This window comes from Owariibacterium komagatae (genome assembly GCF_045865535.1).
Lineage (GTDB): Bacteria > Bacillota > Clostridia > Oscillospirales > Ruminococcaceae > Ruthenibacterium > Ruthenibacterium komagatae.
On the sequence record NZ_AP031406.1, the window covers coordinates 604,158 to 630,433 of the forward strand.

The 26,276-nt window shown below is 53.9% G+C and carries 41 protein-coding genes; all 41 read right to left on the reverse strand.

Annotation, left to right across the window (positions count from 1 at the left end):
• Positions 1–5: 5 nt before the first annotated feature.
• The 41 genes from ACKTS9_RS03085 to ACKTS9_RS03285 all read right to left on the reverse strand — a co-directional run bounded on the left by ACKTS9_RS03085 (position 6) and on the right by ACKTS9_RS03285 (position 26,269).
• Positions 6–1,871, reverse strand: coding sequence for a polysaccharide biosynthesis protein (locus ACKTS9_RS03085; RefSeq protein WP_349216472.1), 1,866 nt, complete (start codon positions 1,869–1,871; stop codon positions 6–8).
• 280 nt (positions 1,872–2,151) lie between these two features.
• Entirely contained in the window at positions 2,152–2,493 is a 342-nt protein-coding gene (gene rplQ / locus ACKTS9_RS03090) for a 50S ribosomal protein L17 (RefSeq protein WP_349216473.1), read from the reverse strand.
• Between the two features lie 20 nt (positions 2,494–2,513).
• Complete coding sequence (locus tag ACKTS9_RS03095; protein WP_349216474.1) at positions 2,514–3,467, reverse strand: DNA-directed RNA polymerase subunit alpha; 954 nt, start codon at positions 3,465–3,467, stop codon at positions 2,514–2,516.
• A 77-nt stretch (positions 3,468–3,544) separates the two neighbouring features.
• Positions 3,545–4,147 (reverse strand): 30S ribosomal protein S4, encoded by a 603-nt coding sequence (rpsD, locus tag ACKTS9_RS03100; RefSeq protein ID WP_349216475.1) that lies wholly within the window; start codon positions 4,145–4,147, stop codon positions 3,545–3,547.
• A 20-nt stretch (positions 4,148–4,167) separates the two neighbouring features.
• A complete protein-coding gene (rpsK, locus tag ACKTS9_RS03105; protein ID WP_349216476.1) occupies positions 4,168–4,578 on the reverse strand; it encodes a 30S ribosomal protein S11 in 411 nt (136 codons plus the stop codon).
• Positions 4,579–4,597: 19 nt separating this feature from the next.
• On the reverse strand, positions 4,598–4,966 hold the full coding sequence (gene rpsM, locus ACKTS9_RS03110; RefSeq protein ID WP_349216477.1) for a 30S ribosomal protein S13: 369 nt from the start codon (positions 4,964–4,966) through the stop codon (positions 4,598–4,600).
• 86 nt (positions 4,967–5,052) lie between these two features.
• Complete coding sequence (gene rpmJ, locus ACKTS9_RS03115; protein WP_009322261.1) at positions 5,053–5,166, reverse strand: 50S ribosomal protein L36; 114 nt, start codon at positions 5,164–5,166, stop codon at positions 5,053–5,055.
• Between the two features lie 30 nt (positions 5,167–5,196).
• Positions 5,197–5,415 carry a translation initiation factor IF-1 gene (gene infA, locus ACKTS9_RS03120; RefSeq protein WP_349216478.1) on the reverse strand — a complete coding sequence of 73 codons (219 nt, stop codon included), beginning with the start codon at positions 5,413–5,415 and terminating at the stop codon, positions 5,197–5,199.
• A 64-nt stretch (positions 5,416–5,479) separates the two neighbouring features.
• A complete protein-coding gene (map, locus tag ACKTS9_RS03125; protein WP_349216479.1) occupies positions 5,480–6,244 on the reverse strand; it encodes a type I methionyl aminopeptidase in 765 nt (254 codons plus the stop codon).
• 2 nt (positions 6,245–6,246) lie between these two features.
• The gene (locus ACKTS9_RS03130; RefSeq protein WP_349216480.1) at positions 6,247–6,879 is read right to left on the reverse strand and encodes an adenylate kinase; all 633 of its coding nucleotides are present in this window, start codon (positions 6,877–6,879) and stop codon (positions 6,247–6,249) included.
• Positions 6,880–6,912: 33 nt separating this feature from the next.
• The gene (gene secY / locus ACKTS9_RS03135) at positions 6,913–8,220 is read right to left on the reverse strand and encodes a preprotein translocase subunit SecY (RefSeq protein ID WP_407878893.1); all 1,308 of its coding nucleotides are present in this window, start codon (positions 8,218–8,220) and stop codon (positions 6,913–6,915) included.
• 2 nt (positions 8,221–8,222) lie between these two features.
• The gene (gene rplO, locus ACKTS9_RS03140) at positions 8,223–8,660 is read right to left on the reverse strand and encodes a 50S ribosomal protein L15 (protein ID WP_349216482.1); all 438 of its coding nucleotides are present in this window, start codon (positions 8,658–8,660) and stop codon (positions 8,223–8,225) included.
• A 21-nt stretch (positions 8,661–8,681) separates the two neighbouring features.
• Complete coding sequence (gene rpmD, locus ACKTS9_RS03145; RefSeq protein WP_349216524.1) at positions 8,682–8,846, reverse strand: 50S ribosomal protein L30; 165 nt, start codon at positions 8,844–8,846, stop codon at positions 8,682–8,684.
• Positions 8,847–9,004: 158 nt separating this feature from the next.
• On the reverse strand, positions 9,005–9,505 hold the full coding sequence (gene rpsE / locus ACKTS9_RS03150; protein WP_349216483.1) for a 30S ribosomal protein S5: 501 nt from the start codon (positions 9,503–9,505) through the stop codon (positions 9,005–9,007).
• An 11-nt stretch (positions 9,506–9,516) separates the two neighbouring features.
• Positions 9,517–9,876, reverse strand: coding sequence for a 50S ribosomal protein L18 (rplR, locus tag ACKTS9_RS03155; protein WP_349216484.1), 360 nt, complete (start codon positions 9,874–9,876; stop codon positions 9,517–9,519).
• Between the two features lie 18 nt (positions 9,877–9,894).
• Complete coding sequence (rplF, locus tag ACKTS9_RS03160; RefSeq protein ID WP_349216485.1) at positions 9,895–10,440, reverse strand: 50S ribosomal protein L6; 546 nt, start codon at positions 10,438–10,440, stop codon at positions 9,895–9,897.
• 16 nt (positions 10,441–10,456) lie between these two features.
• Positions 10,457–10,855 carry a 30S ribosomal protein S8 gene (rpsH, locus tag ACKTS9_RS03165; protein WP_407878898.1) on the reverse strand — a complete coding sequence of 133 codons (399 nt, stop codon included), beginning with the start codon at positions 10,853–10,855 and terminating at the stop codon, positions 10,457–10,459.
• A 69-nt stretch (positions 10,856–10,924) separates the two neighbouring features.
• A complete protein-coding gene (locus ACKTS9_RS03170) occupies positions 10,925–11,110 on the reverse strand; it encodes a type Z 30S ribosomal protein S14 (protein WP_349216487.1) in 186 nt (61 codons plus the stop codon).
• A gap of 15 nt (positions 11,111–11,125) precedes the next feature.
• The gene (rplE, locus tag ACKTS9_RS03175; protein WP_349216488.1) at positions 11,126–11,665 is read right to left on the reverse strand and encodes a 50S ribosomal protein L5; all 540 of its coding nucleotides are present in this window, start codon (positions 11,663–11,665) and stop codon (positions 11,126–11,128) included.
• Positions 11,666–11,684: 19 nt separating this feature from the next.
• On the reverse strand, positions 11,685–11,999 hold the full coding sequence (rplX, locus tag ACKTS9_RS03180; RefSeq protein WP_349216489.1) for a 50S ribosomal protein L24: 315 nt from the start codon (positions 11,997–11,999) through the stop codon (positions 11,685–11,687).
• 15 nt (positions 12,000–12,014) lie between these two features.
• On the reverse strand, positions 12,015–12,383 hold the full coding sequence (gene rplN / locus ACKTS9_RS03185) for a 50S ribosomal protein L14 (RefSeq protein WP_349216490.1): 369 nt from the start codon (positions 12,381–12,383) through the stop codon (positions 12,015–12,017).
• 27 nt (positions 12,384–12,410) lie between these two features.
• Positions 12,411–12,665, reverse strand: coding sequence for a 30S ribosomal protein S17 (gene rpsQ / locus ACKTS9_RS03190; RefSeq protein WP_349216491.1), 255 nt, complete (start codon positions 12,663–12,665; stop codon positions 12,411–12,413).
• A gap of 17 nt (positions 12,666–12,682) precedes the next feature.
• Complete coding sequence (gene rpmC, locus ACKTS9_RS03195) at positions 12,683–12,883, reverse strand: 50S ribosomal protein L29 (RefSeq protein ID WP_349216492.1); 201 nt, start codon at positions 12,881–12,883, stop codon at positions 12,683–12,685.
• A 2-nt stretch (positions 12,884–12,885) separates the two neighbouring features.
• Complete coding sequence (rplP, locus tag ACKTS9_RS03200; protein ID WP_349216493.1) at positions 12,886–13,302, reverse strand: 50S ribosomal protein L16; 417 nt, start codon at positions 13,300–13,302, stop codon at positions 12,886–12,888.
• The gene (rpsC, locus tag ACKTS9_RS03205) at positions 13,302–14,024 is read right to left on the reverse strand and encodes a 30S ribosomal protein S3 (RefSeq protein WP_349216494.1); all 723 of its coding nucleotides are present in this window, start codon (positions 14,022–14,024) and stop codon (positions 13,302–13,304) included. The genes rplP and rpsC overlap by 1 nt, the downstream gene beginning before the upstream one ends.
• Before the next feature lie 14 nt (positions 14,025–14,038).
• The gene (gene rplV, locus ACKTS9_RS03210) at positions 14,039–14,374 is read right to left on the reverse strand and encodes a 50S ribosomal protein L22 (RefSeq protein ID WP_349216495.1); all 336 of its coding nucleotides are present in this window, start codon (positions 14,372–14,374) and stop codon (positions 14,039–14,041) included.
• A 20-nt stretch (positions 14,375–14,394) separates the two neighbouring features.
• A complete protein-coding gene (rpsS, locus tag ACKTS9_RS03215; RefSeq protein ID WP_349216496.1) occupies positions 14,395–14,670 on the reverse strand; it encodes a 30S ribosomal protein S19 in 276 nt (91 codons plus the stop codon).
• Positions 14,671–14,684: 14 nt separating this feature from the next.
• Positions 14,685–15,518, reverse strand: a complete 834-nt coding sequence (gene rplB / locus ACKTS9_RS03220; RefSeq protein ID WP_407878905.1) for a 50S ribosomal protein L2 — start codon at positions 15,516–15,518, stop codon at positions 14,685–14,687.
• Between the two features lie 75 nt (positions 15,519–15,593).
• A complete protein-coding gene (gene rplW, locus ACKTS9_RS03225; protein WP_349216498.1) occupies positions 15,594–15,890 on the reverse strand; it encodes a 50S ribosomal protein L23 in 297 nt (98 codons plus the stop codon).
• Complete coding sequence (gene rplD, locus ACKTS9_RS03230) at positions 15,890–16,513, reverse strand: 50S ribosomal protein L4 (RefSeq protein ID WP_349216499.1); 624 nt, start codon at positions 16,511–16,513, stop codon at positions 15,890–15,892. Before rplD ends, rplW begins: the two co-directional genes overlap by 1 nt.
• Positions 16,514–16,528: 15 nt before the next feature.
• Positions 16,529–17,161, reverse strand: coding sequence for a 50S ribosomal protein L3 (rplC, locus tag ACKTS9_RS03235; RefSeq protein WP_407878908.1), 633 nt, complete (start codon positions 17,159–17,161; stop codon positions 16,529–16,531).
• Between the two features lie 113 nt (positions 17,162–17,274).
• Positions 17,275–17,586: a 30S ribosomal protein S10 gene (rpsJ, locus tag ACKTS9_RS03240; RefSeq protein WP_407878910.1), complete on the reverse strand. Its 312-nt coding sequence runs from the start codon at positions 17,584–17,586 to the stop codon at positions 17,275–17,277.
• Positions 17,587–18,030: 444 nt separating this feature from the next.
• A complete protein-coding gene (locus tag ACKTS9_RS03245; protein ID WP_407878912.1) occupies positions 18,031–19,794 on the reverse strand; it encodes an NFACT family protein in 1,764 nt (587 codons plus the stop codon).
• Positions 19,795–19,808: 14 nt separating this feature from the next.
• On the reverse strand, positions 19,809–20,582 hold the full coding sequence (locus ACKTS9_RS03250; RefSeq protein WP_407878914.1) for a Nif3-like dinuclear metal center hexameric protein: 774 nt from the start codon (positions 20,580–20,582) through the stop codon (positions 19,809–19,811).
• A complete protein-coding gene (locus ACKTS9_RS03255) occupies positions 20,570–21,256 on the reverse strand; it encodes a class I SAM-dependent methyltransferase (RefSeq protein ID WP_349216504.1) in 687 nt (228 codons plus the stop codon). Before ACKTS9_RS03255 ends, ACKTS9_RS03250 begins: the two co-directional genes overlap by 13 nt.
• Complete coding sequence (locus tag ACKTS9_RS03260; protein WP_349216505.1) at positions 21,249–21,461, reverse strand: DUF1858 domain-containing protein; 213 nt, start codon at positions 21,459–21,461, stop codon at positions 21,249–21,251. Before ACKTS9_RS03260 ends, ACKTS9_RS03255 begins: the two co-directional genes overlap by 8 nt.
• Before the next feature lie 76 nt (positions 21,462–21,537).
• Positions 21,538–22,272 (reverse strand): elongation factor P 5-aminopentanone reductase, encoded by a 735-nt coding sequence (ymfI, locus tag ACKTS9_RS03265; protein WP_349216506.1) that lies wholly within the window; start codon positions 22,270–22,272, stop codon positions 21,538–21,540.
• Positions 22,254–22,742 carry a nucleoside deaminase gene (locus tag ACKTS9_RS03270; RefSeq protein ID WP_349216507.1) on the reverse strand — a complete coding sequence of 163 codons (489 nt, stop codon included), beginning with the start codon at positions 22,740–22,742 and terminating at the stop codon, positions 22,254–22,256. Before ACKTS9_RS03270 ends, ymfI begins: the two co-directional genes overlap by 19 nt.
• Positions 22,743–22,756: 14 nt before the next feature.
• The gene (locus tag ACKTS9_RS03275; protein ID WP_349216508.1) at positions 22,757–23,725 is read right to left on the reverse strand and encodes a CPBP family intramembrane glutamic endopeptidase; all 969 of its coding nucleotides are present in this window, start codon (positions 23,723–23,725) and stop codon (positions 22,757–22,759) included.
• Positions 23,726–23,841: 116 nt separating this feature from the next.
• Entirely contained in the window at positions 23,842–24,201 is a 360-nt protein-coding gene (locus ACKTS9_RS03280; RefSeq protein WP_349216509.1) for a hypothetical protein, read from the reverse strand.
• 130 nt (positions 24,202–24,331) lie between these two features.
• Positions 24,332–26,269 (reverse strand): bifunctional 4-hydroxy-3-methylbut-2-enyl diphosphate reductase/30S ribosomal protein S1, encoded by a 1,938-nt coding sequence (locus tag ACKTS9_RS03285; RefSeq protein ID WP_349216510.1) that lies wholly within the window; start codon positions 26,267–26,269, stop codon positions 24,332–24,334.
• Positions 26,270–26,276 lie beyond the last annotated feature (7 nt).

Consider the following 26,276-nt stretch of genomic DNA (forward strand, 5'->3'; position numbering starts at 1 on the left):
CCCCTTTATTGATAGCGATGTTCTTCGTGATGGAAGGTAGGCACCAAATCAATCAGCGCCTGCACCAAATTGTCGCTGTTATTTGTATAGGCAATCTGCTTCAATGTTGCCAGATGATCAAAAAATGTGTCTTTGTTCAATTTCAAAGGCGAGCCTACGAAGATTTTCTTATTATCCGTCTTCCGGAGCCCTTCCTCGTCCATCAGTAATTCCTCGTACAACTTCTCGCCAGGACGCAGGCCCGTAAACTTGATTTCAATGTCTTTGTAGGGAATGAAGCCGGAAAGTTTGATCAGGTTCTCGGCCAAATCCAGAATCTTGACCGGATTGCCCATATCCAAAACAAAGATATCCCCGCCGTCGCCCATTGCTCCAGCCTCCAGCACAAGACGAACTGCCTCAGGAATGGTCATAAAGTAACGAACAATATCGGGATGCGTCACCGTCAGCGGACCACCGGATGCAATCTGCTCCTTAAAGAGCGGAAGGACCGACCCATTGGAGCCCAGAACGTTTCCAAAACGCACAGCCACAAATTTGGTCTTGCTTTTCTGCGCCAGCGCCTGCACAATCATCTCGCACAGACGTTTGGTCGCACCCATGACGTTGGTCGGGTTGACCGCCTTGTCCGTAGAAATCAAAACAAAACGCTCTGCACCGTATTTTTCCGCGCACAAAGCCACATTATACGTGCCAAATACATTGTTTTTAACCGCTTCTTCCGGTGCGTCCTCCATCAGCGGCACGTGCTTATGAGCCGCTGCGTGAAACACCACGTTGGGATGGTAACGCTGGAACAGGGCATCTATCTTTTTGGAGTCGCGCACCGAAGCGATGCATACTTCCAAATTGAGCTTGTCCCCATAAGTGCGGCGCAATTCCTGCTGAATGGAATAAGCACTGTTCTCATAAATGTCCAGGATAATGAGCTGCTGCGGCTCACAGGAGGCAATCTGCCGGCAAAGTTCGGACCCTATGGAACCGCCGCCGCCTGTTACCAAAACCACTTTTCCTTTGGTCAGAGAACTGGAAAGGTCTGTCAACTCAATCTCATCCCGTCCCAGAACATCTTCTACGCGTACATCACGCACACGGGACAAAAAGTCTTTTCCGTCTTTGATCATTTTTACAATGTCCGGCAAAATCCGCACATTGCATTTGGTTTTATTGCAAATACTGAGAATTCGCTTTTTGTTGGCATCATCTACCGTTGGGATCGCCAAAAGAATCGTTTCGATCTCGCACCGGTCCACCAGCTCGGGAATATCTTCCGTGGTTCCCATAATGCGAACTCCCATGATGGAACGACCCACTTTCTCCGGCGCGTCATCCACACAGCAGATGATGTTCATGTCCGGAGACTTGTTTTTAAAGACCTCATGCAGCAAAGTGGAGGCCGCATCACCTGCACCGATCATCAATGTACGCCGACTGGCCTTTTTGCGCTTACTCAGCGTTGTATTGCGATACATGCGATACGTCAGGCGTGAATAAAGCGTAAGCGACGAGGCAAACAGCGCGCTTAGAAAGTAAATGGAGGTAGGGACCCGCCGCTCGGTGAACATCAGCAAGGTTCCTATTACAAACAATCCCACTGCCAGACCGGAAGCAAGACACAGCCTGAAAAACTCTACGATCTCAGCATAGCGCCACAGGCTGTCGTACATTCCCATCAGGCCGTAAACGATCTCATAGCAGCATACAAAGAAAAAGCAGCTGGCTACCAAAAGGCTGTTGTGTTCCGAAAAGGACGTTCTTCCATTGATCATAATCCAGGGAAGAATATAGGAAAATGTCACGACAACAATATCAAACGCAACCAGGATCTGTTTGCGGAATTTCTGCGCAAACTCTGTAATAGCTGTTAACAAAAAAATCACCAATCTTTATTCATCATCGCCGAAAAATCGGCGCAATAACACAGTATAAGTGTTATTATTTTACTACAAAATTCATTAAGAATCAATAAAGACCTGGGAAACGTTCCGACTTATTTGATTATTTCCGTTCCATCGCTCGCTGATTCGCTGTTCTCTTCCCTTTTTAACCTGTAAATTTTGCATAAAGGCGAATATTTTACCGAAAAGCCATTTTTCTTATCCGCAATAAAAAAGCACTTCGGTCTCCCGAAGTGCTTTCTCTTTTTTGAAATTAAACCAGCTCGATGATCGCCATCTCAGCGGCGTCACCACGGCGAACGCCAGTTTTGATGATGCGGGTATAACCGCCGTCACGATCCGCATATTTGGGGCCGAGCTCATCAATTACCTTTTTCGCAACAGTCTCTTTCGTAATGAAGGAAAAGACCTGGCGTTTTGCGTGCAGATCCTCACGCTTGCCAAGAGTAATCATTTTCTCAGCCATTGCGCGCACCTCTTTCGCACGCGTAACAGTGGTTTCAATCTTGCCTGTCTCGCACAGGTAGGTAACCATAGCACGCAGCATAGCTCTGCGGTGGTCGCTGGTTCTGCCAAGTTTTCTGGTACCGGGCATCCCAATTCACTCCTTTGCAGTTATTCGTCGTCTTTCGTCAGTTTAAAGCCGAGCGAATCCAGCTTTGCGATGACTTCCTCAAGGCTCTTGCGGCCGAGGTTACGCACTTTCATCATCTCGTCTTCAGATTTGTTGATCAGATCTTCCACCGTGTTGATTCCGGCCCGCTTCAGGCAGTTGAAAGAACGCACGCTCAGATCCAGCTCTTCAATGGTCATCTCCAAAGCTTTCTCTTTGCCCTTGTCATCTTTCTCCACCATGATCTCTGCATCCATGGCCTCCTGCGACAAAGTCACAAACAGGTTCAGGTGCTCGGTCATGATGCGCGCTGCCAGGCTCACAGCCTCTTTGGCGCTGATGGTGCCATCCGTCCATACTTCGATGGTCAGCTTATCATAGTCGGTGATCTGGCCAACACGGGTATTTTCAACCGTATAGTTGACCTTCAGCACCGGCGTATAAATGCTGTCAACCGGCAGAGCGCCCAGGGAAGCCTGTTCGGCATTCGCCTTATTGCGCTCGGAAGGCACATAACCGCGCCCTTTGTCGAAGGTCAGCTCCATCACGAGCTTGGCGCCTTCTGCCAAAGTGGCAATGTGCCAGTCGGGGTTCAACACTTCAATTTCAGCATCCTGCTGAATGCTGCCGGCAGTTACCTCTCCCTCTCCCGTGGCCTCAATGCGCACGGTTTTGGGACTGTCGGTATAAAGCTTCGCCGTAATGCCTTTGATGTTCAGCACGATCTCGGTGACGTCCTCTTTCACACCCTCGATGGTAGAAAACTCATGGACAACACCGTCGATTTTCATGCTGGTAACCGCAACGCCAGGCAGGCTGGAAAGCAGCACACGGCGCAGGCTGTTGCCTAAAGTTGTACCGAAACCACGCTCCAGCGGCTCCACCACAAACTTGCCGTAACGGCCGTCTGCGGACAGGCTCGCTGTGTCGATTCTGGGTCTCTCGATCTCCATCATTGGTAAACCCTCCTTTGATCAGCAGGCCGCAAGCGGCCTGCTCTTTTGGTTGCATGCGGGGATGAGGTTTCCGGGGATTATTTGGAGTACAACTCGACGATCAAATGCTCCTCGACCGGCAGGTCGATGTCCTCACGGACCGGCATCTGAGTGACAGTGCCCTTCAGAGAGTTCTTCTCGCGGGACAGCCACTGCGGCAGCAGCACAACGGGAGCATCCTCACCCGTCAGTTTGCTGAATTTCACAGAGGAACGGCTGGAAGGAGCAACTTCCACAACGTCACCGGGTTTTACCAGGTAAGAAGGAATGTTGACCTTCTTGCCGTTTACGGTGAAGTGAGCATGGTTGACCAGCTGACGAGCCTCGCGGCGGGTAGCTGCAAAGCCCAGACGGTACACCACGTTGTCCAGACGGCGCTCCACCAGGATCAGCAGATTTTCACCGGTTTTGCCGGGCATTCTGCTGGCCTTCTCGTAATAGGAGCGGAACTGACGCTCCATGACGCCATATACGAATTTGACCTTCTGCTTCTCAGCCAGCTGAAGGGCATACTCGCTCTTCTTCTTTCTCATCTGGCTGCCCGGATTACGATTCGTGGTTTTCTTCGCATATCCCATAACAGCAGGAGAAATGCCCAGAGCGTGGCAGCGTTTGGCGATCGGCTGCATATTCTTAGCCATAACTTATTTTCTCCTTTCGATTATACACGACGGCGTTTCGGCGGGCGGCAGCCGTTGTGCGGAATGGGGGTCACGTCTTTAATCATATTGACCTCCAGACCCGTGGCCTGCAGAGCGCGGATCGCGGCCTCACGTCCGGAACCAGGGCCCTTCACATAGACCTCGACGGATTTCATGCCATGCTCCATAGCGGCTTTCGCAGCAGTTTCAGCGGCGGTCTGCGCAGCAAACGGAGTGGATTTACGGGAACCTCGGAAACCGAGGCCGCCAGCGCTGGCCCACGACACCGCATTGCCCTGTACGTCGGTGATGGTGACAATGGTGTTATTGAATGTGCTCTGGATATGCGCGCAGCCACGTTCAATATTTTTGCGCTCACGGCGTTTGCCACGCACGGGAGCACCCTTTTTAGCAGCGGCTTTTGTTGCCATTCTACTGTCCTCCTCTGGATTACTTCTTCTTGTTGGCTACTGTGCGTTTCGGGCCTTTGCGGGTACGGGCATTCGTTTTAGAACGCTGACCACGCACGGGCAGGCCTTTGCGGTGACGCGTACCACGATAGCACTGGATCTCGATCAAACGTTTGATGTCCAGCGCGGTTTCGCGGCGCAGGTCGCCTTCAACGGTGAAGTTTTTATCGATGTAATCACGGATAAGAGCTTCTTCGTCTTTTGTCAAGTCCTTCACTCGAGTATCGGGATTGATCTTGGTAGCAGCCAGGATCTCGCTAGCGGCGCTGCGACCAATGCCATAGATATAAGTGAGGCCAATTTCGACTCGCTTCTCTTTGGGCAAGTCAACTCCGGCGATACGTGCCATTGTATAAGCACCTCCTGAATGATTTATCCCTTTATGCTTTCAACCGAAAAACCGGCGGGATAGTAACCGGCAAACGGAGTTCGGGCTTAGCCCTGGCGCTGTTTGTGTTTCGGATTCTGGCAAATGACCATCACGCGGCCTTTGCGCTTGATGACTTTGCATTTTTCGCAAATGGGTTTTACGGAAGGTTTCACCTTCATGTTTGTAACCTCCTTACTTGCTGCGCACGATTATTTCGAGCGCCATGTGATGCGGCCCTTCGTCAAATCGTAGGGGCTCATCTCAAGTGTGACCTTGTCTCCGGGCAGGATGCGAATGAAATTCATGCGCAGCTTGCCGGAAATGTGAGCCAGCAGCCGGTGCCCGCCTTGGATCTCAACCAGGAACATGGCGTTCGGCATTGCCTCGACTACGGTACCTTCTACTTCGATAACATCTTCTTTTGACAAGCTTTTTACCCTCCCTGCGCGCTTGAAGCATGAGCAGCAAGCGCTCTACTGAGTTGTTTGTCGTTCATACGTGCCCTTCCCGGCCTTTGGTCAGGATGACAGGGCCGTTTTGTGTAATGGCGATCGTATGCTCGAAGTGAGCAGACAACCCGCCATCCACTGTCTTCACGGTCCAGCCGTCCGACAGTGTTGTTACAACATGGCTTTTCTCATTGACCATCGGTTCAATGGCAATCACCATACCGGGCACAAGGCGAGGGCCGCGTCCCGGCGTGCCAAAGTTGGGAACTTCCGGATCTTCGTGCATGTCACGGCCAACGCCATGTCCCACATAAGTGCGGACCACGGAGTATCCTTCGCTCTCCACATACTGCTGCACCGCAGCACCGATGTCACCTACTCTGTTGCCCGGCTGTGCAGCCGCGATTCCCCGAGCAAGTGCCTCTTTTGTGACATCCATGATGCGTTGTGCGCGATCGGAAACCGCTCCGCAGGCAAAAGTCGCGGCATTGTCTCCATTCCATCCATGCACAGCAGCTCCGGTGTCAATTGAGACAATATCGCCTTCCTGAAGAACAATATGCTTTGAGGGAATGCCATGAATCACCGTGTCGTTCACGGAAATACATGCCGAACCCGGAAAACCACCATACCCTTTAAAGTTTGGCTTTGCTCCCTGGCTGACGATATAGTTGTAAATAACCTTGTCGATCTGAGCAGTTGTAACACCAGGTTTCACAGCCTCGCCGGCAAGTTTCAGAACTTCCGCAGAGATTTGACATGCAAGTCGCATTTCAGAAATCTCTTTTGCCGTTTTAAGCTGTATCACGCTCAGACCCCCAGTTTCTCGAACAGAAGTTTCGTGGTATCTGCCACTTCCTCCTGTCCTTCCACGACCACCAGTTTGCCGCGCGCTCTGTAAAAGTCAACCAGCGGCTCTGTCAACTCGTGATACACCTTCAGGCGCTCCAGAATCGTAGAGGGCTCGTCATCTTTCCGAACGATCAGGCTTCCGCCGCAGCGGTCGCACTCGTCCGGCTTTGCGCTGGGTTTGTAAATGGTGTGGTAGCTTGCCCCGCAAGCGGAGCAGACGCGGCGACCGGACAGGCGTTTGACGATTGTCTCATCGGACACTTCAATGTCCACGACTTTGTCGATTTCAATTCCCATGGCTTCCAGCGCTTCGGCCTGTGCCACCGTACGGGGCACGCCGTCGAGAATGAAACCGTTTTTGCAGTCGTCCTGCGCCAGACGCTCTTTGATGATGCTGATGATCACGTCATCGGGGACAAGCGCGCCGGAGTCGATATAGGCTTTGGCCTTTACGCCCATCTCCGTTTCATTTTTCATCGCTTCGCGAAGAATGTTGCCGGTGCTGATGGCGGGAATCGCCAGCTTTTCGCAAACGACCTCAGCCTGCGTGCCTTTACCGGCGCCAGGCGCGCCCAAAAGGATCAGTTTCATATTACCTTTTCCCCCTGACGTACTGAGTTTGGATTATTCAAGGAATCCCTTGTGGTGGCGCATCAGCATGTAGGACTCAAGGCTTCTGGAGGTATCCAGAGCCACGCCGACAACGATCAGCAGGCTGGTGCCGCCCAAAGCGATGTTCATGCCGGAGACTGCGCCCAGGACGATCGGCATAACTGCAACGATGCCCAGGAACAGAGCGCCCACCAATGTGATCTTGCCCAAAACCCGCGTAATGAAATCGCTGGTCGGCTTTCCGGGACGATAGCCCGGCACCGTTCCGTTGTTGTTGCGCAGATTGTTGGCAATCTCAACCGGATTGTACTGGATTGCAACATAGAAGTAGTTGAATCCAATGATCAGCAGGAAGTAAATCACTGCATAAGCCCAGCCACTGTACTGGAACGCCCCCAGGATCGCCGCCCAGACCGGATGCACCGTGCTGTCATACAGCGTCGGGAAGAACGAACCAATGGTTCCGGGGATGGAGATCAGAGACGAAGCAAAGATGATGGGCATAACACCGCTCATATTCACTTTGATGGGAATATGAGTGGATTGTCCGCCGTACATCTTGCGGCCCACAACGCGTTTTGCATACTGCACCGGAATGCGGCGCTCTGCTGCGTTCAGGATTACGATGAAGACGATCACCGCAAGTACCAGGACCACGATCAGCGGCAGAAAGAAATAATACTTGGTCTCGCCTTCCGCAGCCAAATCCAGATAATTTTTCGCGGAAGTGAAAACGCTGCTCCAGCGAGAAATGATACCGGCAAAGATCAACAGCGAAATGCCGTTGCCGATGCCCTTTACATCGATTTGCTCACCCAGCCACTGAATCAACAGCGAACCGGCCGTAAAGGTCAAAACGATGACAACCGCGCTGAACCAGGCGGAAGCACCCTCTGTGTACAACAGAGCGCCCTGTCCGCGGAGCAGGAAGTAATAGGCGATCGCCAGAGCGAAGCCGATTCCCGCACCTACATAGCGAGTGATGCGCGTCAACTTTTTACGTCCCTCTTCGCCTTCCTTCGCCAGCTGCTCCAGAGCAGGAATCGCCACAGTCAGCAACTGAATGATGATGGAGGCGTTGATGTAAGGCGTAACGCTCAGCGCGAACAGCGTGCAGCGGGCAAACGCACCGCCGGTCAGCATGTCGATGTAGCCGAGCAAGTTGCCCGTCTCCCCCACCCAGGCCTGAAGAGCTTCAGGCCGGATGAACGGAACCGGAATGGCACAGCCGAGACGGAAGACCACGATGACCATCACCGTGTAGAGGATTTTCTTGCGAAGATCCTGAATCTTCCAGGCGTTTCTGAAAGTATCGAACACGATCAGATCACCTCAGCCTTCCCGCCTGCTTTCTCAATTTTTTCCTTTGCGGAAGCAGTGTAAGCGTTGAGTTTCACGGTCAGGGGCTTGGACAGCTCCCCATTGCCCAGCACTTTCACGCCGTCCAGAGATTTTTTGATAATGCCTTTCTCCAGCAGCGCATTGACGTCGACCACGCTGTCGGCCTCGAATTTCTCGAGATCGCTTACTTTAACAGTAGCATACACCGTTGCGAAAATATTGTTGAAGCCACGCTTCGGCAAACGGCGCTGCAGCGGCATCTGGCCGCCTTCAAAGCCAGCCTTCTTAACGCCGGAACGAGCTTTCTGGCCTTTGTGACCATAACCGGCAGTCTTGCCGTTGCCAGAACCAGCGCCGCGGCCTTTGCGCTTGGCAGCTTTGCTTGCGCCCTCAGCGGGCTTTAATTCATGAAGCATCATTGTGTGTGCACCTCCTTGCTTTTACGCTTTGGTGACCTCTACCATGTGAGAGATCTTGTTGATTTTGCCATTGGTAGCCGTGTTGTCAGGCTGCACAGTCACATCGCCGACCCTCTTCAGGCCCAGGCTCTGCGCGGTGGCAATCTGATTTTTAGAACGGCCGATCAGGCTCTTGGTGAGCTTGATGGTGAGGCTAGCCGCAGCTTTAGCTTTGGCAGGTGCCTTTTTTGCAGCGGGCTTAGCGGCAGTTTTCTTAGCCGGAGCCTTTTTGGCAGGAGCCTTTTTCTCCTCAGCGGCCTGCTCGACCACTGTCACTTTCTCTTCAGCCATGATTCACTGCCTCCTTAACCCAAAATTTCCTGCACGGTCTTGCCGCGCTTTGCAGCCACCTGCTCGGCGCTCTGCAGGCTGCAAAGGCCATTCATCGTAGCAGTCACTACGTTGCAGGGGTTGTTGGTGCGCTGACATTTGGTACGGATGTCCTTGATGCCAGCGACTTCCAGAACGGCGCGAACCGCACCGCCGGCGATTACGCCGGTACCTTCGGGAGCCGGACGCAGCAGCACACGGCCAGCGCCAAACACACCGACGGTCTCGTGAGGAATGGTGGTGCCTTTCAGAGCAATGCGATGCAGGTTCTTCTTGGCATCCTCGCAGCCTTTGCGAATTGCCTCGGGAACCTCGCCCGCTTTACCCAAACCGAAACCCACGATGCCGTTGCCGTCGCCGACAACGACCAGAGCGGAGAACTTAAAGATTCGGCCGCCCTTAACGGTCTTGGATACACGGTTGATGGCAACAACCTTCTCTTGTAAATCCAAAGTGGATGCGTCAATCATTTCCATTTGTATCCTCCTTACAGCTCCAGGCCGCCCTCACGGGCACCCTCAGCCAAAGCCTTTACACGGCCGTGATACACAAAGCCGCCGCGGTCGTAAACCGCTTTCGTGATGCCTTTCTCGGCAGCTTTCTTGGCAATTGCCTTGCCAACTTTGGTGGCCGCCTCGATGTTGCCGCCGAAACCTTCAAAATCTTTATCCATGCTGGATGCGCTGGCGAGCGTCACGCCGGCCACGTCATCGATGAGCTGGGCATAAATATGTTTGGAGGAGCGGAACACATCCAGACGCGGGCACTGTGCAGTGCCGGAGATTTTGCCGCGAACGCGGCGGTGACGACGCAGACGAGCGACGTTCTTATCCGGTTTATTGACCATTGTCTTTCACTCCTTACCTTATTTTGCGCCCTTGCCGGCTTTGCCCTCTTTGTGAGCCACATACTCGCCCACATAGCGGATGCCTTTGCCCTTGTAGGGTTCGGGCGGACGCTTCTCGCGCACTTCCGCGGCAAACTGGCCGACACGCTGTTTGTCGATGCCGTTGATCACGATCTTCAGAGGATCCGGTACCTCAATGGTGATGCCTTCGGGTTCCGGCATCACAACCTGATGAGAAAAGCCCAGGTTCATGACCAGGTCTTTGCCCTGCTTCGCAGCACGATAACCAACGCCCTGGATCTCCAGCTCTTTCTTGAAGCCGTGGGTCACACCTTCCACCATGTTCTGGATGTTGGTGCGAGTCAAGCCATGCAGGCTGCGTGCTTCTTTCTCGTCATTCGGACGGGTCACCACTACTTCACCATTCTCCACTTTCGCAGTGATCATGGGATGGATGTTGGAATTGAGGGTGCCTTTGGGGCCCTTCACGGTGACGTTCTGGCCATTGACAGTGACCTCAACGCCAGCCGGGATGACGATGGGTTTTCTTCCAATTCTCGACATTGTCTATGCCCCTTTCTTACCACACGAAGGCGAGGACTTCGCCGCCGACGTTTGCTTTGCGGGCGGCCTTATCGGTCATAACGCCTTTCGAAGTGGAGATGATCGCAGTGCCCAGGCCTTTCATAACCTTCGGCATATCTTCACAGTTGGTGTAGATGCGCAGGCCGGGCTTGGAAACGCGGCGGATGCCCGTGATAACGGAAGCGCCGGTCTCGGTGTATTTCAAAGTGATGCGGATTACGCCCTGTTTGTCATCCTCGATGACCTGGACGCCCTTCACATAACCTTCCTCCAACAGGATGTTGGCAATCGCCTTTTTCAGGTTGGAAGCGGGAATGTCCACAGAAGGGTGTTTGGCAGTGCTGGCGTTGCGGATGCGTGTCAGCAGGTCCGCGATAGGATCGGTGATTTGCATTTGCCACTAACCTCCTTGATTCATTACATCAGTGCTCAAATTGTAAATTCTGCGTCGGGATGCCGCTGATTACCAGCTGGCCTTTTTCACGCCGGGGATCTCGCCTTTGTAAGCGAGCTCGCGGAAGCAGATACGGCAAACACCGTATTTGCGCAGGTAGGCGTGGGGTCTGCCGCAGATTTTGCAACGGTTGTAAGCACGGGTGCTGAACTTCGGCGCCATCTGCTGTTTGATTTTCATGCTTGTCTTAGCCAAATCTCATGCCCTCCCTTAGTTAGCGAACGGAGCGCCCATGAGCTTGAGCAGCTCTTTGGCCTCTTCGTCGGTCTTTGCGGTGGTTACAAAGCAGATATCCATGCCGCGGATCGCATCGATCTTATCGTAGTCGATCTCGGGGAAAATCAGCTGTTCTTTCACGCCGCAGGAATAGTTGCCACGACCATCAAAGGAGTTGCCGTTGATGCCGCGGAAGTCGCGAACACGGGGCAGAGCCACGCTGAAGAAGCGATCCACAAACTCATACATACGCTCGCCGCGCAGGGTGACTTTCGCACCGATGGGCATGCCTTCACGCAGTTTGAAGTTTGCAACACTCTTTTTGGCTTTGCAGACGACCGGTTTCTGGCCGGTGATTTTGCTCAGATCAGACAGGATCGCATCCATGATCTTGGGGTTGTCACGGGCTTCGCCGCAGCCAACGTTGATGACGACCTTGTCGAGCTTCGGGATTTGCATCACGCTTTTGTAGCTGAATTTCTTCATCAGAGCGGGAGCAATTTCCTTGGCGTAGGTTTCCTGTAATCTTGCCATGTGTTTCTACTCCCTTTCCTTAAAACTCGGCGCCGCATTTTTTGCAGACGCGTACTTTTTTACCATCTTTTTCCGTGTGGCCCACACGCGTGGCCTTGCCGCACTTGGGGCACACCGGCATCACCTTATCGGCATACAGCGCGCCCTCGGCTTTGACAATGCCACCCTGCTCGCCCTGACGGCGGGGTTTGACGTGTTTGGTCACCATATTGCGGCCTTCCACGATGACTTTGCCTTCCTTGGGGCTGACCTGCAAAACCTTACCAGAGTTACCGCGGTCTTTGCCGCTGATAATCATAACGGTGTCGCCGGTTTTAACATGAACTTTTGCCATTCTTGTAAAACCTCCTTACAGCGATTCCGGAGCAAGGCTGACGATTTTCAGATAGCCGCAATCGCGCAGTTCGCGGGCGACCGGCCCAAAAATACGGGTGCCTCTCGGGTTTTTGTCTTCGCGGATGATCACCGCGGCGTTCTCATCGAAGCGGATGTAGGAACCATCCTCACGGCGCAGGCCCTGTTTGCTGCGAACGACCACAGCCTTGACCACATCGCCTTTTTTCACTGTGCCATTGGGCGCTGCTTTCTTGACCGAAGCCACGATCACATCGCCAATGCCGGCATATCTCTTGCGGGAGCCGCCCAGCACACGAATGCACATAATTTCTTTCGCACCGGTGTTGTCGGCAACTTTGAGATAGCTTTGCATCTGTACCATAAGACAGAATCTCCTTTCAAAGCTGTGTTATTTCGCCTTCTCGACGATCTTGACCAGTCTCCAGCGCTTGTCTTTGCTCAGGGGACGAGTCTCCATGATCATCACGCGGTCGCCCACGCCGCACTCATTGTTTTCGTCGTGAGCTTTGAACTTCACGGTGCGCTTCATGATCTTTTTGTAGAGAGGGTGCTGCACGCTGTCTTTCACGGCGACAACAACGGTTTTATCCATTTTGTCGGACACAACCACACCCACGCGGGTCTTTCTCAAATTGCGTTCCATGTCTTTCCTCCCTCTCCTTATTGTGCGTCTTTCAGCTCATTGGCGCGCATCACAGTTTTGATGCGGGCAATGTCTTTTTTGACGGTCTCGATCCGGCCGGGGTTATCCAGCTGGTTGATGGCGTGCTGGAAGCGAAGGTTGAACAGCTCTTCTTTCAGCTCGCCCAGCTTTTTGGTCAGTTCGGCAGCGCTCATTTCGCGCAGTTCAGCTGCTTTCATGCTTATTCGACCTCCTCACGTTTGACAAACTTGCACTTGACAGGCAGTTTGTGAGCCGCCAGGCGCAGAGCCTCGCGAGCAACTTCTTCGCTGACGTCAGCCAGCTCAAACAGGACACGGCCGGGTTTCACAACGGCCACCCAGTACTCGGGGCTACCTTTACCGGAACCCATGCGGGTCTCGGCCGGTTTCTCGGTAACGGGTTTGTCCGGGAAAATTTTGATCCAGACTTTACCACCGCGCTTGATATAACGCGTCATGGCAATACGGGCGGCTTCGATCTGGTTGGAAGTGATCCAAGAGGGCTCGAGGGCAACAATGCCATACTCGCCCTGAGAAACTGTATTACCGCGCATCGCTTTGCCTTTCATGCGGCCGCGCTGAACACGACGGTATTTTACGCGTTTCGGCAGTAACATTATTTGTTGCCTCCTTCTTTGCGGGATGTCTCCTTGCGGGGAGCGGGTTTCGCGCCTTTCAGCACTTCACCTTTGTAGATCCAGACTTTTACGCCGATCTTACCATAAGTGGTGTTCGCCTCGGCAAAGCCGTAGTCGATGTCAGCGCGCAGAGTCTGCAGAGGAATGGTACCCTCATGATAGTGCTCGCTGCGGGCGATGTCCGCGCCGGCCAGACGGCCGCCGACCTGGATTTTGATGCCCTTGGCGGGAACAGCACCGGTGCCGCGGCGGGGGCTCATGGCATTGCGCATGCACATTTTAACCGCACGACGGAAAGAAACGCGGCGCTCCAGCTGAGCAGCAACGTCCTCAGCAGCCAGCTGAGCGTTGGTGGAGATGTTGTTGACCTCAACGATGTTCACATAAACATCCTTGTTGATCATTTTGGTGAGCTGAGCCTGCAGCTTCTCTTTCTCAGCGCCGCCTTTGCCGATCACCATGCCGGGTTTGGCGCAGTGAATGGTAACACGAACGCGGGGTTTGCCGGTCTGGCTGTCGAAGGTGCGCTCAATCTCAATTTTGGGGACGCCCGCATTGTACAGCTGTTTTTTCAGCACTTTGCGGATTTTGTAGTCCTCAACGAGGGTATCGCCGAAGTCACGTTTGGAGGTGTACCAGCGGCTGTCCCAATCTTTAATGACGCCCACGCGGATGCCGTGGGGATTGACTTTCTGACCCATACTGCTTAACCTCCTTACTCTTTCTCTTTGAGAACGACCGTGATGTGGCTGGTTCTCTTGAGGATTCTGTACGCACGGCCCTGTGCGCGAGGCATGACGCGTTTCAGCGTCGGGCCGGGAGTGACAAAGCACTCAGCAACATACAGGTTGTTTTTGTCCATGTTGTGGTTGTTTTCCGCATTGGCGGCAGCAGATTTCACCAGCTTGTAAAGGAGCTCAGAGGCGGCCTTCGGGGTGTACTGCAGAATCGCCAGCGCCTTGTCGACTTCCTGTCCGCGGATGAGATCCAGCACGACGGAAACCTTGCGGGGCGCGATGCGGGCGTATCTAAGATGTGCCCTTGCTTCCATTTGTAATCCTCTCCTATCCTTTATTTACCGGTCGTCTTGCCGCCGGCATGACCTTTGAACGTGCGGGTCGGCGCGAACTCGCCCAGCTTGTGGCCGACCATATCCTCGGTCACATAAACGGGAACGTGCTTGCGGCCGTCATGCACCGCGAAGGTGTGGCCGACGAAATCCGGGAAAATCGTAGAGGAGCGGCTCCAGGTTTTGAGCACTCTCTTTTCACCAGCTTCGTTCATCGCTTTCACGCGTTTGAGCAGCACCGGCTGTACGAAAGGTCCTTTTTTAACACTTCTGCCCATGTCAGCTCTCCTCCTTATTTCGAGTTGGCGCGTTTCACGATGAACTTATCGCTGCGCGCATGATGTTTGCGGGTCTTGTAACCCAGAGCAGGTTTGCCCCACGGGGTAACAGGGCCGGGACGGCCAACCGGGCTCTTGCCCTCACCGCCGCCGTGCGGGTGATCGCAGGGGTTCATGACAGAACCGCGAACCGTGGGACGCCAGCCCATGTGACGCTTGCGGCCAGCTTTACCGATGTTCACGTTCTCGTGATCGATGTTGCCGACCTGACCGACCGTAGCCACGCAGTTCATGGGAACGTTGCGCATCTCACCGGACGGCAGACGAACCAGAGCATATTTGCCCTCTTTCGCCATCAGCTGAGCCATGTTGCCGGCAGAGCGAACCAGCTGAGCGCCCTTGCCCGGATACAGCTCGATGTTGTGGATGATGGTACCAACAGGGATGTTGGCAAACGGCAGGCAGTTGCCCGGCTTGATGTCGGCGTTGGCGCCGCTCATCACGGTGTCGCCCACTTTCAGGCCTTCCGGAGCGATGATGTAGCGTTTTTCGCCATCCTCGTACTCCAGCAGCGCAATGTGCGCAGAACGGTTCGGGTCATACTCCAGCGTTTTGACCGTAGCGGGAACATCCACTTTGTCGCGCTTGAAGTCGATCACACGATATTTGGTGCGGTTGCCGCCGCCATGATGACGGACGGTGATGCGACCGGTGTTGTTGCGGCCAGCGGATTTTTTCATCGGCTCCAGCAGGCTGCGCTCCGGCGCAACTTTCGACAGGCAGCTGTAATCGGTCGTGGTCATACCACGGCGACCCGGCGTAGTCGGTTTATACTTTTTAATAGCCATGTCTTTTCCTCTTTCTCTTATGATGTGTTATCGGAGTCATATCTCCATAGCTGAGCCCTGCTCGGGCTCCCGTGCTTAGATCATGGACTCGAAGAACTCGATGCCCTTGGAATCCTTGGTAAGGGTAACGATCGCTTTCTTGGAAGCGGCAGTGTAACCTGCGTGCATACCCTGGCGGCGATAACGGCCGCGCACGGAGATGGTGTTGACCTTGGCGACCTTCACGCCGAACAGTTCTTCGGCAGCGCGGGCAATGTCAACTTTGGTGGCGTTGGTCGCAACTTTGAAGGAATACTTCTTGTCAGCGATGCCAGCCATGGAAGCCTCGGTGATGACCGGGGCGAGGATGATGTCCTGAGCGGGAGTTTTCATTACGCAAATACCTCCTCGAGTTTCTTGGCAGCATCCACGCTGATGACGAACTTGCCGCCGTTCAGCACTTCATAGGTGTTGATGTTGTCAGCAGTGGTGGTCTTTACGCCCGGGATGTTGGCAGCGCTCTTCACGAGCTTGGCATCCACAGCCGGGGTAACGATCAGCGCTTTTTTCGTAACGCCGACAGCCGTCAGCATGTTGGCAACCGTCTTGGTCTTGTACTCGGCAGCCTCGATTTTGTCGACCACAACGATTTCGCCGGACTGTGCCTTGCTGCTCAGCGCAGACAGCAGAGCCAGACGTTTTACCTTCTTATTCAGACGGAAGGAGTAGTCGCGGGGCTTGGGGCCAAGCGCGATGCCGCCGTGTGTCCACTGCGGGCTGCGGGTAGAGCCCTGACGAGCGCGGCCGGTGCCTTTCTGGCGCCAGGGTTTGCGGCCACCGCCGGAAACCTCGCTGCGGGTCTTGGTGCTCTGAGTGCCCTGGCGCTGATTGGCCAGGAAGTTAACGATAGCCATGTGCATCACTTTCTCGTTGGGAGTGATGCCGAAGACGGCGTCGGAAAGCTCGATCGTGGAAACTTTCTTGCCGTTCATATCCAAAACGTCAAACTGTGCCATGATGCTTTCCTCCTCTTACGCTTTCACGCTATCGGTGATGCAAACCACGCTGCCCTTCGGGCCGGGGATCGCGCCTTTGATAGCGATCAGATTGTTTTCTGCGTCAACCTTGACGACTTTCAGGTTCTGCACGGTAACGCGCTCGGCGCCCAGATGGCCAGGCAGTTTCTTGCCTTTGAACACGCGGGACGGAGAAGAGCAAGCGCCCATGGAACCAGCGTGACGGGAAACAGGGCCGGTGCCGTGGCTCTCACGCAGACGGTGACCGTTCCAGCGCTTGATGGTGCCGGCATGGCCTTTACCTTTGCTGGTGCCAACCACGTCGATGTGATCGCCCGCTGCAAAAACATCCGCTTTCAGAATGTCGCCGATGTTCATGCCGCTGATGTCCGCCAGACGGAACTCACGCAGGGTTTTCTTGGGAGCAACGTTCGCCTTGTCAAAATGACCTTTGGCGGGCTTCGTTACTTTCTTGGCGGAAATATCGCCAAAGCCCAGCTGAACCGCAACGTAGCCGTCGCTTTCCACTGTCTTCTTCTGCACAACTGTGCAGGGGCCGGCCTCGACCACAGTCACGGGAACCACTTTGCCGTTCTCGTCAAAAACCTGCGTCATGCCGATCTTTTTGCCGATGATACCTTTTTGCATTTCTTTTTGCCTCCTAACAGGTTATTGGTTGATGCCCTTTGGCACCAACATGACCTCTCCGAACAGAGCTGATTGAGAGAGCCCTGCTGCATTATCTTCCTTTTACAGAAGAATTACAGCTTGATCTCGATATCAACGCCGGCGGGGAGCTGCAGGCTCGTGAGAGCCTCGACCGTCTTGTTGGACGGTTTCAGGATGTCGATCAGACGCTTGTGAGTGCGCATTTCGAACTGCTCGCGGCTGTCTTTGTCCTTGTGCACAGCGCGCAGGATGGTGACGATCTCTTTTTCAGTGGGAAGAGGGATGGGGCCGGAAACGCGGGCGCCGGTACGGCGGGCGGTTTCGACGATCTTCTCTGCCGCATTGTCGATGATCGTGGCATCGTAGCTCTTCAAACGAATCCTGATTTTCTCCTTGACTGCCATTTCTTTCGCCTCCTATAAAATTTGTTTAGGGGGGCTTTGTAAACACTGAACACTGAGCCGTGTGTTTCACGCCTTTGCATCAGAAAAGCCGGTGAACCGCTGTGCAGTTCGCCCGGACACACTTACCGCAAAGTACATGGACATTGGTTTGTGCGGAGTAACTCACACAAACTTGACCCTTCGCATCAGTATTTGTTCGCCCGGTTCTAATGATCGGACATACTCGGCGGAAAAACCCGTGGCTGAGCACGGCAACCTCCCGCGTCATCGCATATCTTTGCCCTGCGAAGATGCAGGGCACTCGCAGTCGCCTAATTATAATAGCAAAAACCCTCGCAGAATGCAAGGGTTTTTTAAGAAATTACTGAAATTTTTTCTGAAAATTTGTTTGCCTGCACAAATCACAAAATTCGGCCGGTCAAGTTAAAACCGCGCATGCACTTTTTACTTGACCGCGGCGGGAAGCGACTGTTCCTCTACTGTAATATAAGTCGTCTCGTATGTGTCATACAAAACCATTCCCGGTTTCGCACCATTGGCCTTCCACACATTCCGCACCTGGGTATAGTCCACTGCCACCTTTGCCCCAGCCGACTGGCTGGAATGCACAACCGCCAGCATTGCCGCCTCGGTCTTGGTACGGTCCGGCACTTCTTTTCCTTCACTGAGGACCACCACATGACTGCCGGGAGCATTTTTCACATGGAACCACCAGTCGCGCCCCCGGGCCGTCTTCAGCGTCAGACGATCGTTCTGCGTATTATTTCGCCCCACCAGGATTTCAAACCCATCGCTGGAACGGTAACGGAGAAAATCCGCCGGCTTCTGTTTTTTATCCCGAAGCTTGTAATACTTCAGATAACCCTGATTTTTCAGTTCCAGGCGGATCTCACCCAGAGCCGCTTCGCCCTGCGCCGCTTCCACCTCATAGCGAACTGTTTCCAGATACGCAATCTCCGCATCGCTTTGCGCAATCAAATCCTTCAGCATGCGCGCTGCTGTCTGCTTCTTTTTATAATCCTTAAAATATTTCTGCGCATTGGCACTGGGTGAAAGACGCACATCCAGAGGAATCGTCACATCCGTTCCATCATAATAGTTGGTCACCGTCACCTGCCGCGCGCCTTTCTGAATCGCCCACAAATTCGCGCTCAATAATTCTCCGTAGATTCGCAGTTGATCCGAAGCCTCGCTTTGCGCCTGTTCCTCACGGCGGGCCGCCGCTTTGCGAACAGCACGTTCATAGAGATTGTGCACGGTTTTAGCCAGTTCCCGACTTTTTTGCCGCAGTCGTTCCGCCTTGTCTTTTTCCGCGTAATATCCTTCCAGCAGCGCCGAATAGCTGGCATAAGTTTTATGCTCTGCCTGTGTGCCATACTGCGTCAACGGCAAAAAACTGAACTCCACAGGGCGGCCATCCACAAGCACAGCGCAGGGACTTCCACCCTGCCGATACAGCGTCTGAATCTGCTCGATGGTCTTTACCAACGCCATCTTTTCCTCTTCATTCAGTTCCGTTCCGATTTTCTCATCGGGGCCAAAGGCCCGGTAAGCCGCCTCGCGGCAAACAACCGGCCCCACACCGCCGGTGACTTTGATCAACGCCTGCGCCACCGGAAGTTCCTTCTGTGTCACCGCCGCCACAACACCCACTGCGCTCGTATCCAAAAACGAAGCCTTTACAGGCTTGGGCGGAAGCTGATAAAGAAGTCCCGGCAACAACTGCCGCACCTCGCTGTCCTCAAAGTCCACCCGTTTCAACGCATCGATGATTTTTCCTTCCTGTGCGGGATTGGCTTTGTTCTCTTTTTGAATCAAAACCAGATTGGAGTATCTCCCCATCAATTCCGCCGCAATGGTGTTGATCACCGTATCGCCCATTTCATTGGTGCACTGAAAATCAAAAAACAGGATACGTTCGTCGGGGATTCCGCGCACACAAAGCAGACGTCCGCCCGTGAAATGCTTGCGCAGAAGCATGCAGAACGAAGGCGGCACTGCCGGATTCTCAAACGTCTCCTGGGTGATGCATGCGCGCGCAGAACCGGAACGCGCAGACAAAAAGAGCCGAAAGTTCTCCGTCCGCGTACGCAGATTCAGCACTACTTCATCCCGCGTCGGCTCGAAAATTTTATCAATACGCGCATCTTTCAAACGCGCGTCCAGCTCTCTTCCCGTCAAAGACAGGGTAGCCGCATCCAAAGCCATCGCTCTTCTCCTTCTCAGTTCGTTTCATATTGAAAGGGATCATGGGATTCGCCCTGCTCCGGGCGATCCCATTCATAGACCGGCAATTCCGGGAACAGCTTGTGCAGACGCGCCGCCATCACCGGCACGATCCATTTTTCCGTGCCGTAATGTGTGGCCGCAACCGCCGCCATGCCCGCCTGCTGTGCATCCAGTGCCTCGTGATGGCTCATCTCTCCAGTCACCAAGCAGTCTGCACCAGCCGCCTGTGCCTGCGGCCAAAAATCTCCGCCGGCACCTGATACAACCGCTACCGTCCGAACCGTTTTCTCTTCTCCCGTCCAGGCAACCGATGTATCCAGCGAGTCTCTCACGTGCGCCGCCCACTGTGCCAGCGGCATCGGCTGTTTCAGTTCCCCAAAATACAGGAAATCCTCACCGGGACGGATATTCCGCAGACCGAGTTGTTGCGCCAGCGTTTCACACACGCCGCCCCGCGCCTTATCCAGATTGGTATGGGCGCACAAAGCGGTGACCCCATTCCGAACCAAAACAGCCGGAACACTTTCGCGCGACAATTTCTTCATCGGACGAAAAATCACCGGATGATGCGACAGAACCAGGTTGCATCCTTTTTCAGCCGCCCACGCAACAGCTTCCGGTGTAATATCCAGCATGCAGCATATACCCGTGACGACTTCGTCCGGCCCCTGCACCAGAACGCCTACATTGTCCCACTCTTCCGCTGTGTCCCACGGGGCCCAGCGGCCGATTTCCTCATAAACCTCCGTCATGGTCACACGCTGCATTTTCTTGCCTCCTGTTCTATACGGCTCGCCAATACCAGGATATCCGCCTGCCGGTCCGGCTCCTTGACACCCCGCGCATACTTGCGCGCCAGAAGCGCCACATGCCCCAAATAAGCCGCTGCCGCCTCTGTCCGCTTGGCCGCCTTTCCCACCGCGCACGCAAACGCATCGTGCGTTTCCGGTTTAGCCGTATACTCCCAGCACATCACTGTATAAACCCGTCCGGCTGCCAGCACCGGTGTCTCGTCGATCAATGAAAAGCCGTGCGACCAAAGCCAGCCGCGCAAATGCGCATGCTTGGTTGGAGGCACGAAAATAAAACGCGTGCCGATTTCCAATGGAAACGGACACGCCTCAACAATATCACACGCCGTGATCCCCGAAACCCCGGCAATCACAACCGTCTGAACCTCCCCCGCCGAAAGCACGGAGAGGCCGTCTCCCAATCTGCACTCCACACGCTGCGCACAACCATACCGAAGCATTGTTTCCCGCGCACGTGCGAGAGGCGCCGGGCGTATATCCGCCGCGATCACCTGGCAGTTTTTCGCCGCCGCCAGATAAGCTGACAGTTTTCCATGATCGCAGCCAATATCCGCTACCGTGCTGCCCGGCCGCACAAAAGCGGCCGCAGCAGACAGGCGCGCATCCAGAACCGGAACCTGATCAACCAACGGCTGCCTCCAGTTTGGAAACCAGCTCCGCAGAGTCAATGCCGTGCACATAGCAAGCCTCTTCCAGCGTTTCAAACTGGTGCGACGGGCAGCCGATGCAGTGCATTCCCGCGCTCAGCAGCACGTTGACAACCGCTTCATAAACACCGTTATCCTGCGCTGTGCGCAGCAGTTCACCCATGGTCAGCTCTTTCGAAATATTCATTGAGACTTCAGCTCCTTTTTTCAATATCGTTGTTATCATACCCCAAAGGGACGTCTTTGGCAAGCCTTGTTTCAAGCTATATCACGAAGCCGCCATTCACGCCCAGCACCTGCCCGGTAATAAAGGAAGCTGCCGGCGACACAAGGAAGCGCACCGCCTGTGCCACGTCCTCCGGTGTTCCCAGGCGGCAGAGCGGCGTTTCATCCGCCAGCACCGCTTTATCCTCCTGCGAAAAAGAACGCATCATATCCGTTTCCACCGCGCCCGGCGCAACGCAGTTGACCGTGATCCCACTCGGGCCTTCCTCCTGCGCCAGCGCCTTTGTCATGCCAATCAGCGCCGCTTTGGCCGCGGAGTAATGCACCTCGCAGGAAGCGCCTACTTGTCCCCACATGGAGGAAAGATTGACGATTCTTCCCCATTTGCGCCGGATCATCTCAGGCAGAGCTTCCCGGCAGCACAAAAAGGCGCCACGAACATGAACCGCAAACATCTCATCCCACTCGGACGTGCTCAAATCGGAAAACAGCTTTTGCTGTGCTATCCCCGCGTTGTTAATCAGAATCTCCGTTGGCCCCAACGTTTCGCGAACCTGACGAAACAACCGCTGCACACTTTCCTCTTCCGCCACATTCACCTGAAAAGGAACCGCCGTCCCCCCGTTTGCTACAATCGCCCGGCACACTGCTTCAGCCTTTTCTCTTTGACTGCGATAGCAAACAGCCACCCGGTATCCATCAGCCCCCAAAGCCGTGGCAATGGCAGCGCCAATTCCGCGGGAAGCACCTGTAACTACTGCGGTTTTTTCCATTTGGGCTTATCTCCTCTCTTGCGCTGCAATCGAAGTCTTTCAAAAAACGCACGGAGCAGCGCCGCGCACTCCTCTTCCAGGAGACCGCTCTCCAAAACCGGTTTGTGGTTGAAAGGCATTTCAAACAAATTGGTCACGCTGCCGCAGCAGCCCGCTTTTTCATCTTTCGCGCCATACACCACACGCTTCAACCGGCTGTTGATGATCGCGCCTGTGCACATGGGGCACGGTTCCAGCGTCACAAAAAGCTCACATTGCCAAAGCCGCCATCCGCCCAATTTTCTGCACGCCTCATCAATTGCCAGAAGCTCGGCATGGTGCGTGGCATTTTTCTCCGTCTCTCGTGTATTGTGGGCGCGCGCGATGATCTCTCCATCCTTGGCAATCACCGCTCCCACCGGGACCTCTCCCAAATCTGCCGCAATGCGCGCCTGTTCCAGCGCAGCACGCATCAATGAAACATCATCCATTTTCTATTCTCTCCTCAGCCGAACAACGGCAATGCCGCCCGAATCGCCAGACCCACAAAAGTAAGTAAAAACAAAGGAGAAGTAAGCAGCCGCTCCAATCGACTCTGACGGTTTTTGGGGTCATACACACGCGGGATCGGCTTAAACAGACGCATCAGCTTTTTGCGGTGAATCACCACTGCACAGCCAACGGCCGCGCCACAGAAAATCATGGTCAGATAAACCGTCAGACCAAACGCCGAAACACCGTCCAGCTTTTGCGTGGCATACAAAAAGCAAAAGGACATGGTATTGTTGGCCAGATGCACCACCATTCCGGCGGCAAGCGATCCCGTACAGTAAGCAGCCAGTCCCATCAGCACAGACGCCACAAACGTTGCCGGCATCTGCGCAATGTCCTGATGCAAAAGAGAAAAAAGCACGGAAGAAACAACAATGGAAAACCAGGCTCCCCAATGAGACAACAGCTTCTGCACCGCACCGCGCACAAACAGCTCCTCAAAAATTGCGGGAATCACGCAGATTCCAAGAAAATAAAGCAGCATAGCAAAGCCACTCTTTGGAAGGCGGACGCTCTCCGGCGTCTGATATGAAGTATACGATTCCAAAAAACGCTGAAGCGTACTGGTCCCCAGGCTGCATGCCAGACTGATGCCCAAAAACACCGGCACAAACAGCCACAGTTCACCTTTTCGCGGCAAATCGAAAGAAATATGCAAACGCATGGAACTGTTGCGCACCGCCGCCTTCATCATTCCAAAGGCCAGAATCAGGCCCGCCGCCGGCAGGATCAAATTGCAGATTCCCAAAATCCATTCGGGAACAGCGATCGGATTGTCCAGCGTTGCGCTCGCATGGAAAAAGCCAAACAATTTTTCAGCGCCCAGGCGCAGCAAAGCGGTGCTTCCCAGATAGACCCACGCCGCTAATGCGGTCAAATTTGCCACATATTTCAGCCGGTCGCCCTGCCGCCGCTTCGCCATTGCCGCTGCCTCCCCTCATCCGAATTCTTTTTCAGTATACCAAAAACTGGGTGGGATGAACAGCTTTTTTGTCGCAGTTTAAAAGAAAAAGGACGTTCGTCCCGCTGAACGCCTTTCTATTCAGGTCCTTCCTCGCAAATGTATTCGACCTGTGCATGCTTGCTGTTGGACTCCTTCAATTCCGTTTCTCCAGCAGAAAAAGAATAAAAGACTTTCACATGCTGGTCCGCCTGAAGATGGTCCTGCACTTTGATGGTGGCCCCCAGCAGAGAAAACACGTATTCTCTGCCGTCATCCGCACGGAGGAACAAACTTTTTGACGAGGCATCCAGCACTGTCCCGCTCACTGTAGAACACCCGTCCAAGTTTACACCGTCCGACCAGATAGATGCCGGTTCTCGCACAATTTCTCCGCACCCCGTCAACAGCAAGATCCATGCCGCCAATATGCCGAACACCCAAATTCTGTTTTTCATCCGCTCTTCCCCTTCTGCCAAACTTGTCACACTGACAGTATATGCACCTGACAGCAGCATTATCCGGACAACCTGTGAGCGACAAAAAACGGCAGACTGCTTTCAACAGTCTGCCGTTTCTACTTGCATTTTACTCCGCCTCGGTCTCTTCAGCTTCTTCAGCCGCGTCATCCGCCAGCAGCGCCTTCATGGAAAGGCTGATGCGCTTTTTGTCATAATCTACGTCGATCAGTTTCACGCGAACTTCCTGACCCACGCTGAGCACATCGGGAACTTTCTCCACGCGCTCGCGAGAAATCTCGCTGATGTGTACCAGTCCATCCACACCGGGCAGGATGCGTACAAACGCACCAAACTTGGTGATGGAAACAACCGGAGCCGTGAACTCGCTGCCAATGGGATACTCGGCTTTGAATTTCTCCCAAGGATTGTCCTCAGCCTTCTTGTAGCCCAGAGAAACCTTCTTGTTCTCCGTATCCAGATCTTTCACATAAACCTCGATGGTGTCGCCCACATTCACAACCTCAGAAGGATGTTTGATGCGGTTCCAGGACAGCTCGCTGATATGTACCAGCCCGTCCACACCACCGATGTCAACAAACGCGCCGTAATTGGTCAGGCTCTTGACAACGCCGGTATATTTCTTGCCGATCTCAACGTCGCTCCAGAACGCCTCGCGCTTCTTGTCGGCCTCTTCCGCCAGCACTTCGCGGATGGAACCCACAATGTGACGACCCTCGCACTGTTTGATTTTCAGTTTCACATTCTGTTTCACCAGCGCGGTGTAATCCTCGCTGTGACGCAACGTGGCCTGAGAACGGGGAATGAACACGCGGACATTTTTCACCAGCGCAACCAAACCGCCGGAGTTTGCCTCGGTGACATAACCGTCCATGATCTCACCGCTTTCCACAGCAGCAGCCACTTCTTCTTTGCCCTTGTTCTCATCAAAACGCTTTTTGGACAGGTAGACGATGCCTTCCTGGTCGTTCACTTTCGTCACAATGAGGTCGAGCTCGTCACCTTTCTTGACCAGATCTTCCGCCTTGGCAGAAGGGTCATTAGTGAGTTCCTCAAGCTTGACGAAACCAGTCTGCTTCGTGCCGATGTCAACCTGGATCTCGCTGGGAGCCACAGCGGTGACAATGCCCTTGACGACCTTTCCGTTGTAAATCGGCTTCAAGGAAGCGTCGATCATCTCCTCAAAGCTCAGTTCCTCTTCACGAATTTCCTCGCTCATACTGCTCAGTACCTCCTCAATAATAGACGACGGTGTAGACGCACCCGCGGTCACACCGACTTTCTGCACTCCATCAAACCAACCTTTTTGCAGTTCGGCTGCGGTCTCAATGGAAACCGCTTTTGTGTAGTGCCCTGCCACTGTGACCAGCTTTTGGGTATTGGAAGAATGCCGACCGCCAATGATGATCATCAGATCGCACTGTCTGGCCAAACACTCTGCCTCGTGCTGCCTCGCCCATGTAGCATTACATATTGTATCAAATATCTCGAGATTTGTATAGACTTTTTTGAGAAACTCTACACATTCCCGCCATTTTTTTGCTTCAAAAGTGGTTTGCGCAACCACAAATCCTCCATTTTTGGAAATTTCTGGCAAATTTAAGCGTTCCAGTTCTTCCAAATTTGAAAAAACAAAAACCGGTCCGGTGGTATGCCCCACGATTCCAACAACTTCCGGATGCGTACTGTCACCCGCCACCAAAAGCGGTTTTCCCTCTTCTCCGGCACGCTGTGCCAGACGATGAATTTTTGCCACAAAGGGACAGGTCGCATCGTGCACCACAGCTCCCTGTGCCCGCAGGCTCTCATACACAGACGCCGGAACACCATGGCTTCGGATGACAACTTCAAAACCTGCCGGCAGATCCGCCGCGTCATCCACTGTCACCGCGCCCTTTGCCTCAAGGTCCGCCACACACTGCGGATTATGGATCAGCGGGCCAAGTGTTGCCACTTTGTGCCCCTGTTCCAAAAGATCATAGGTCAATTTAACCGCCCGGTCTACGCCGAAGCAGAACCCGGCTGTTTTTGCTCTGATTATCTCCATAACGATT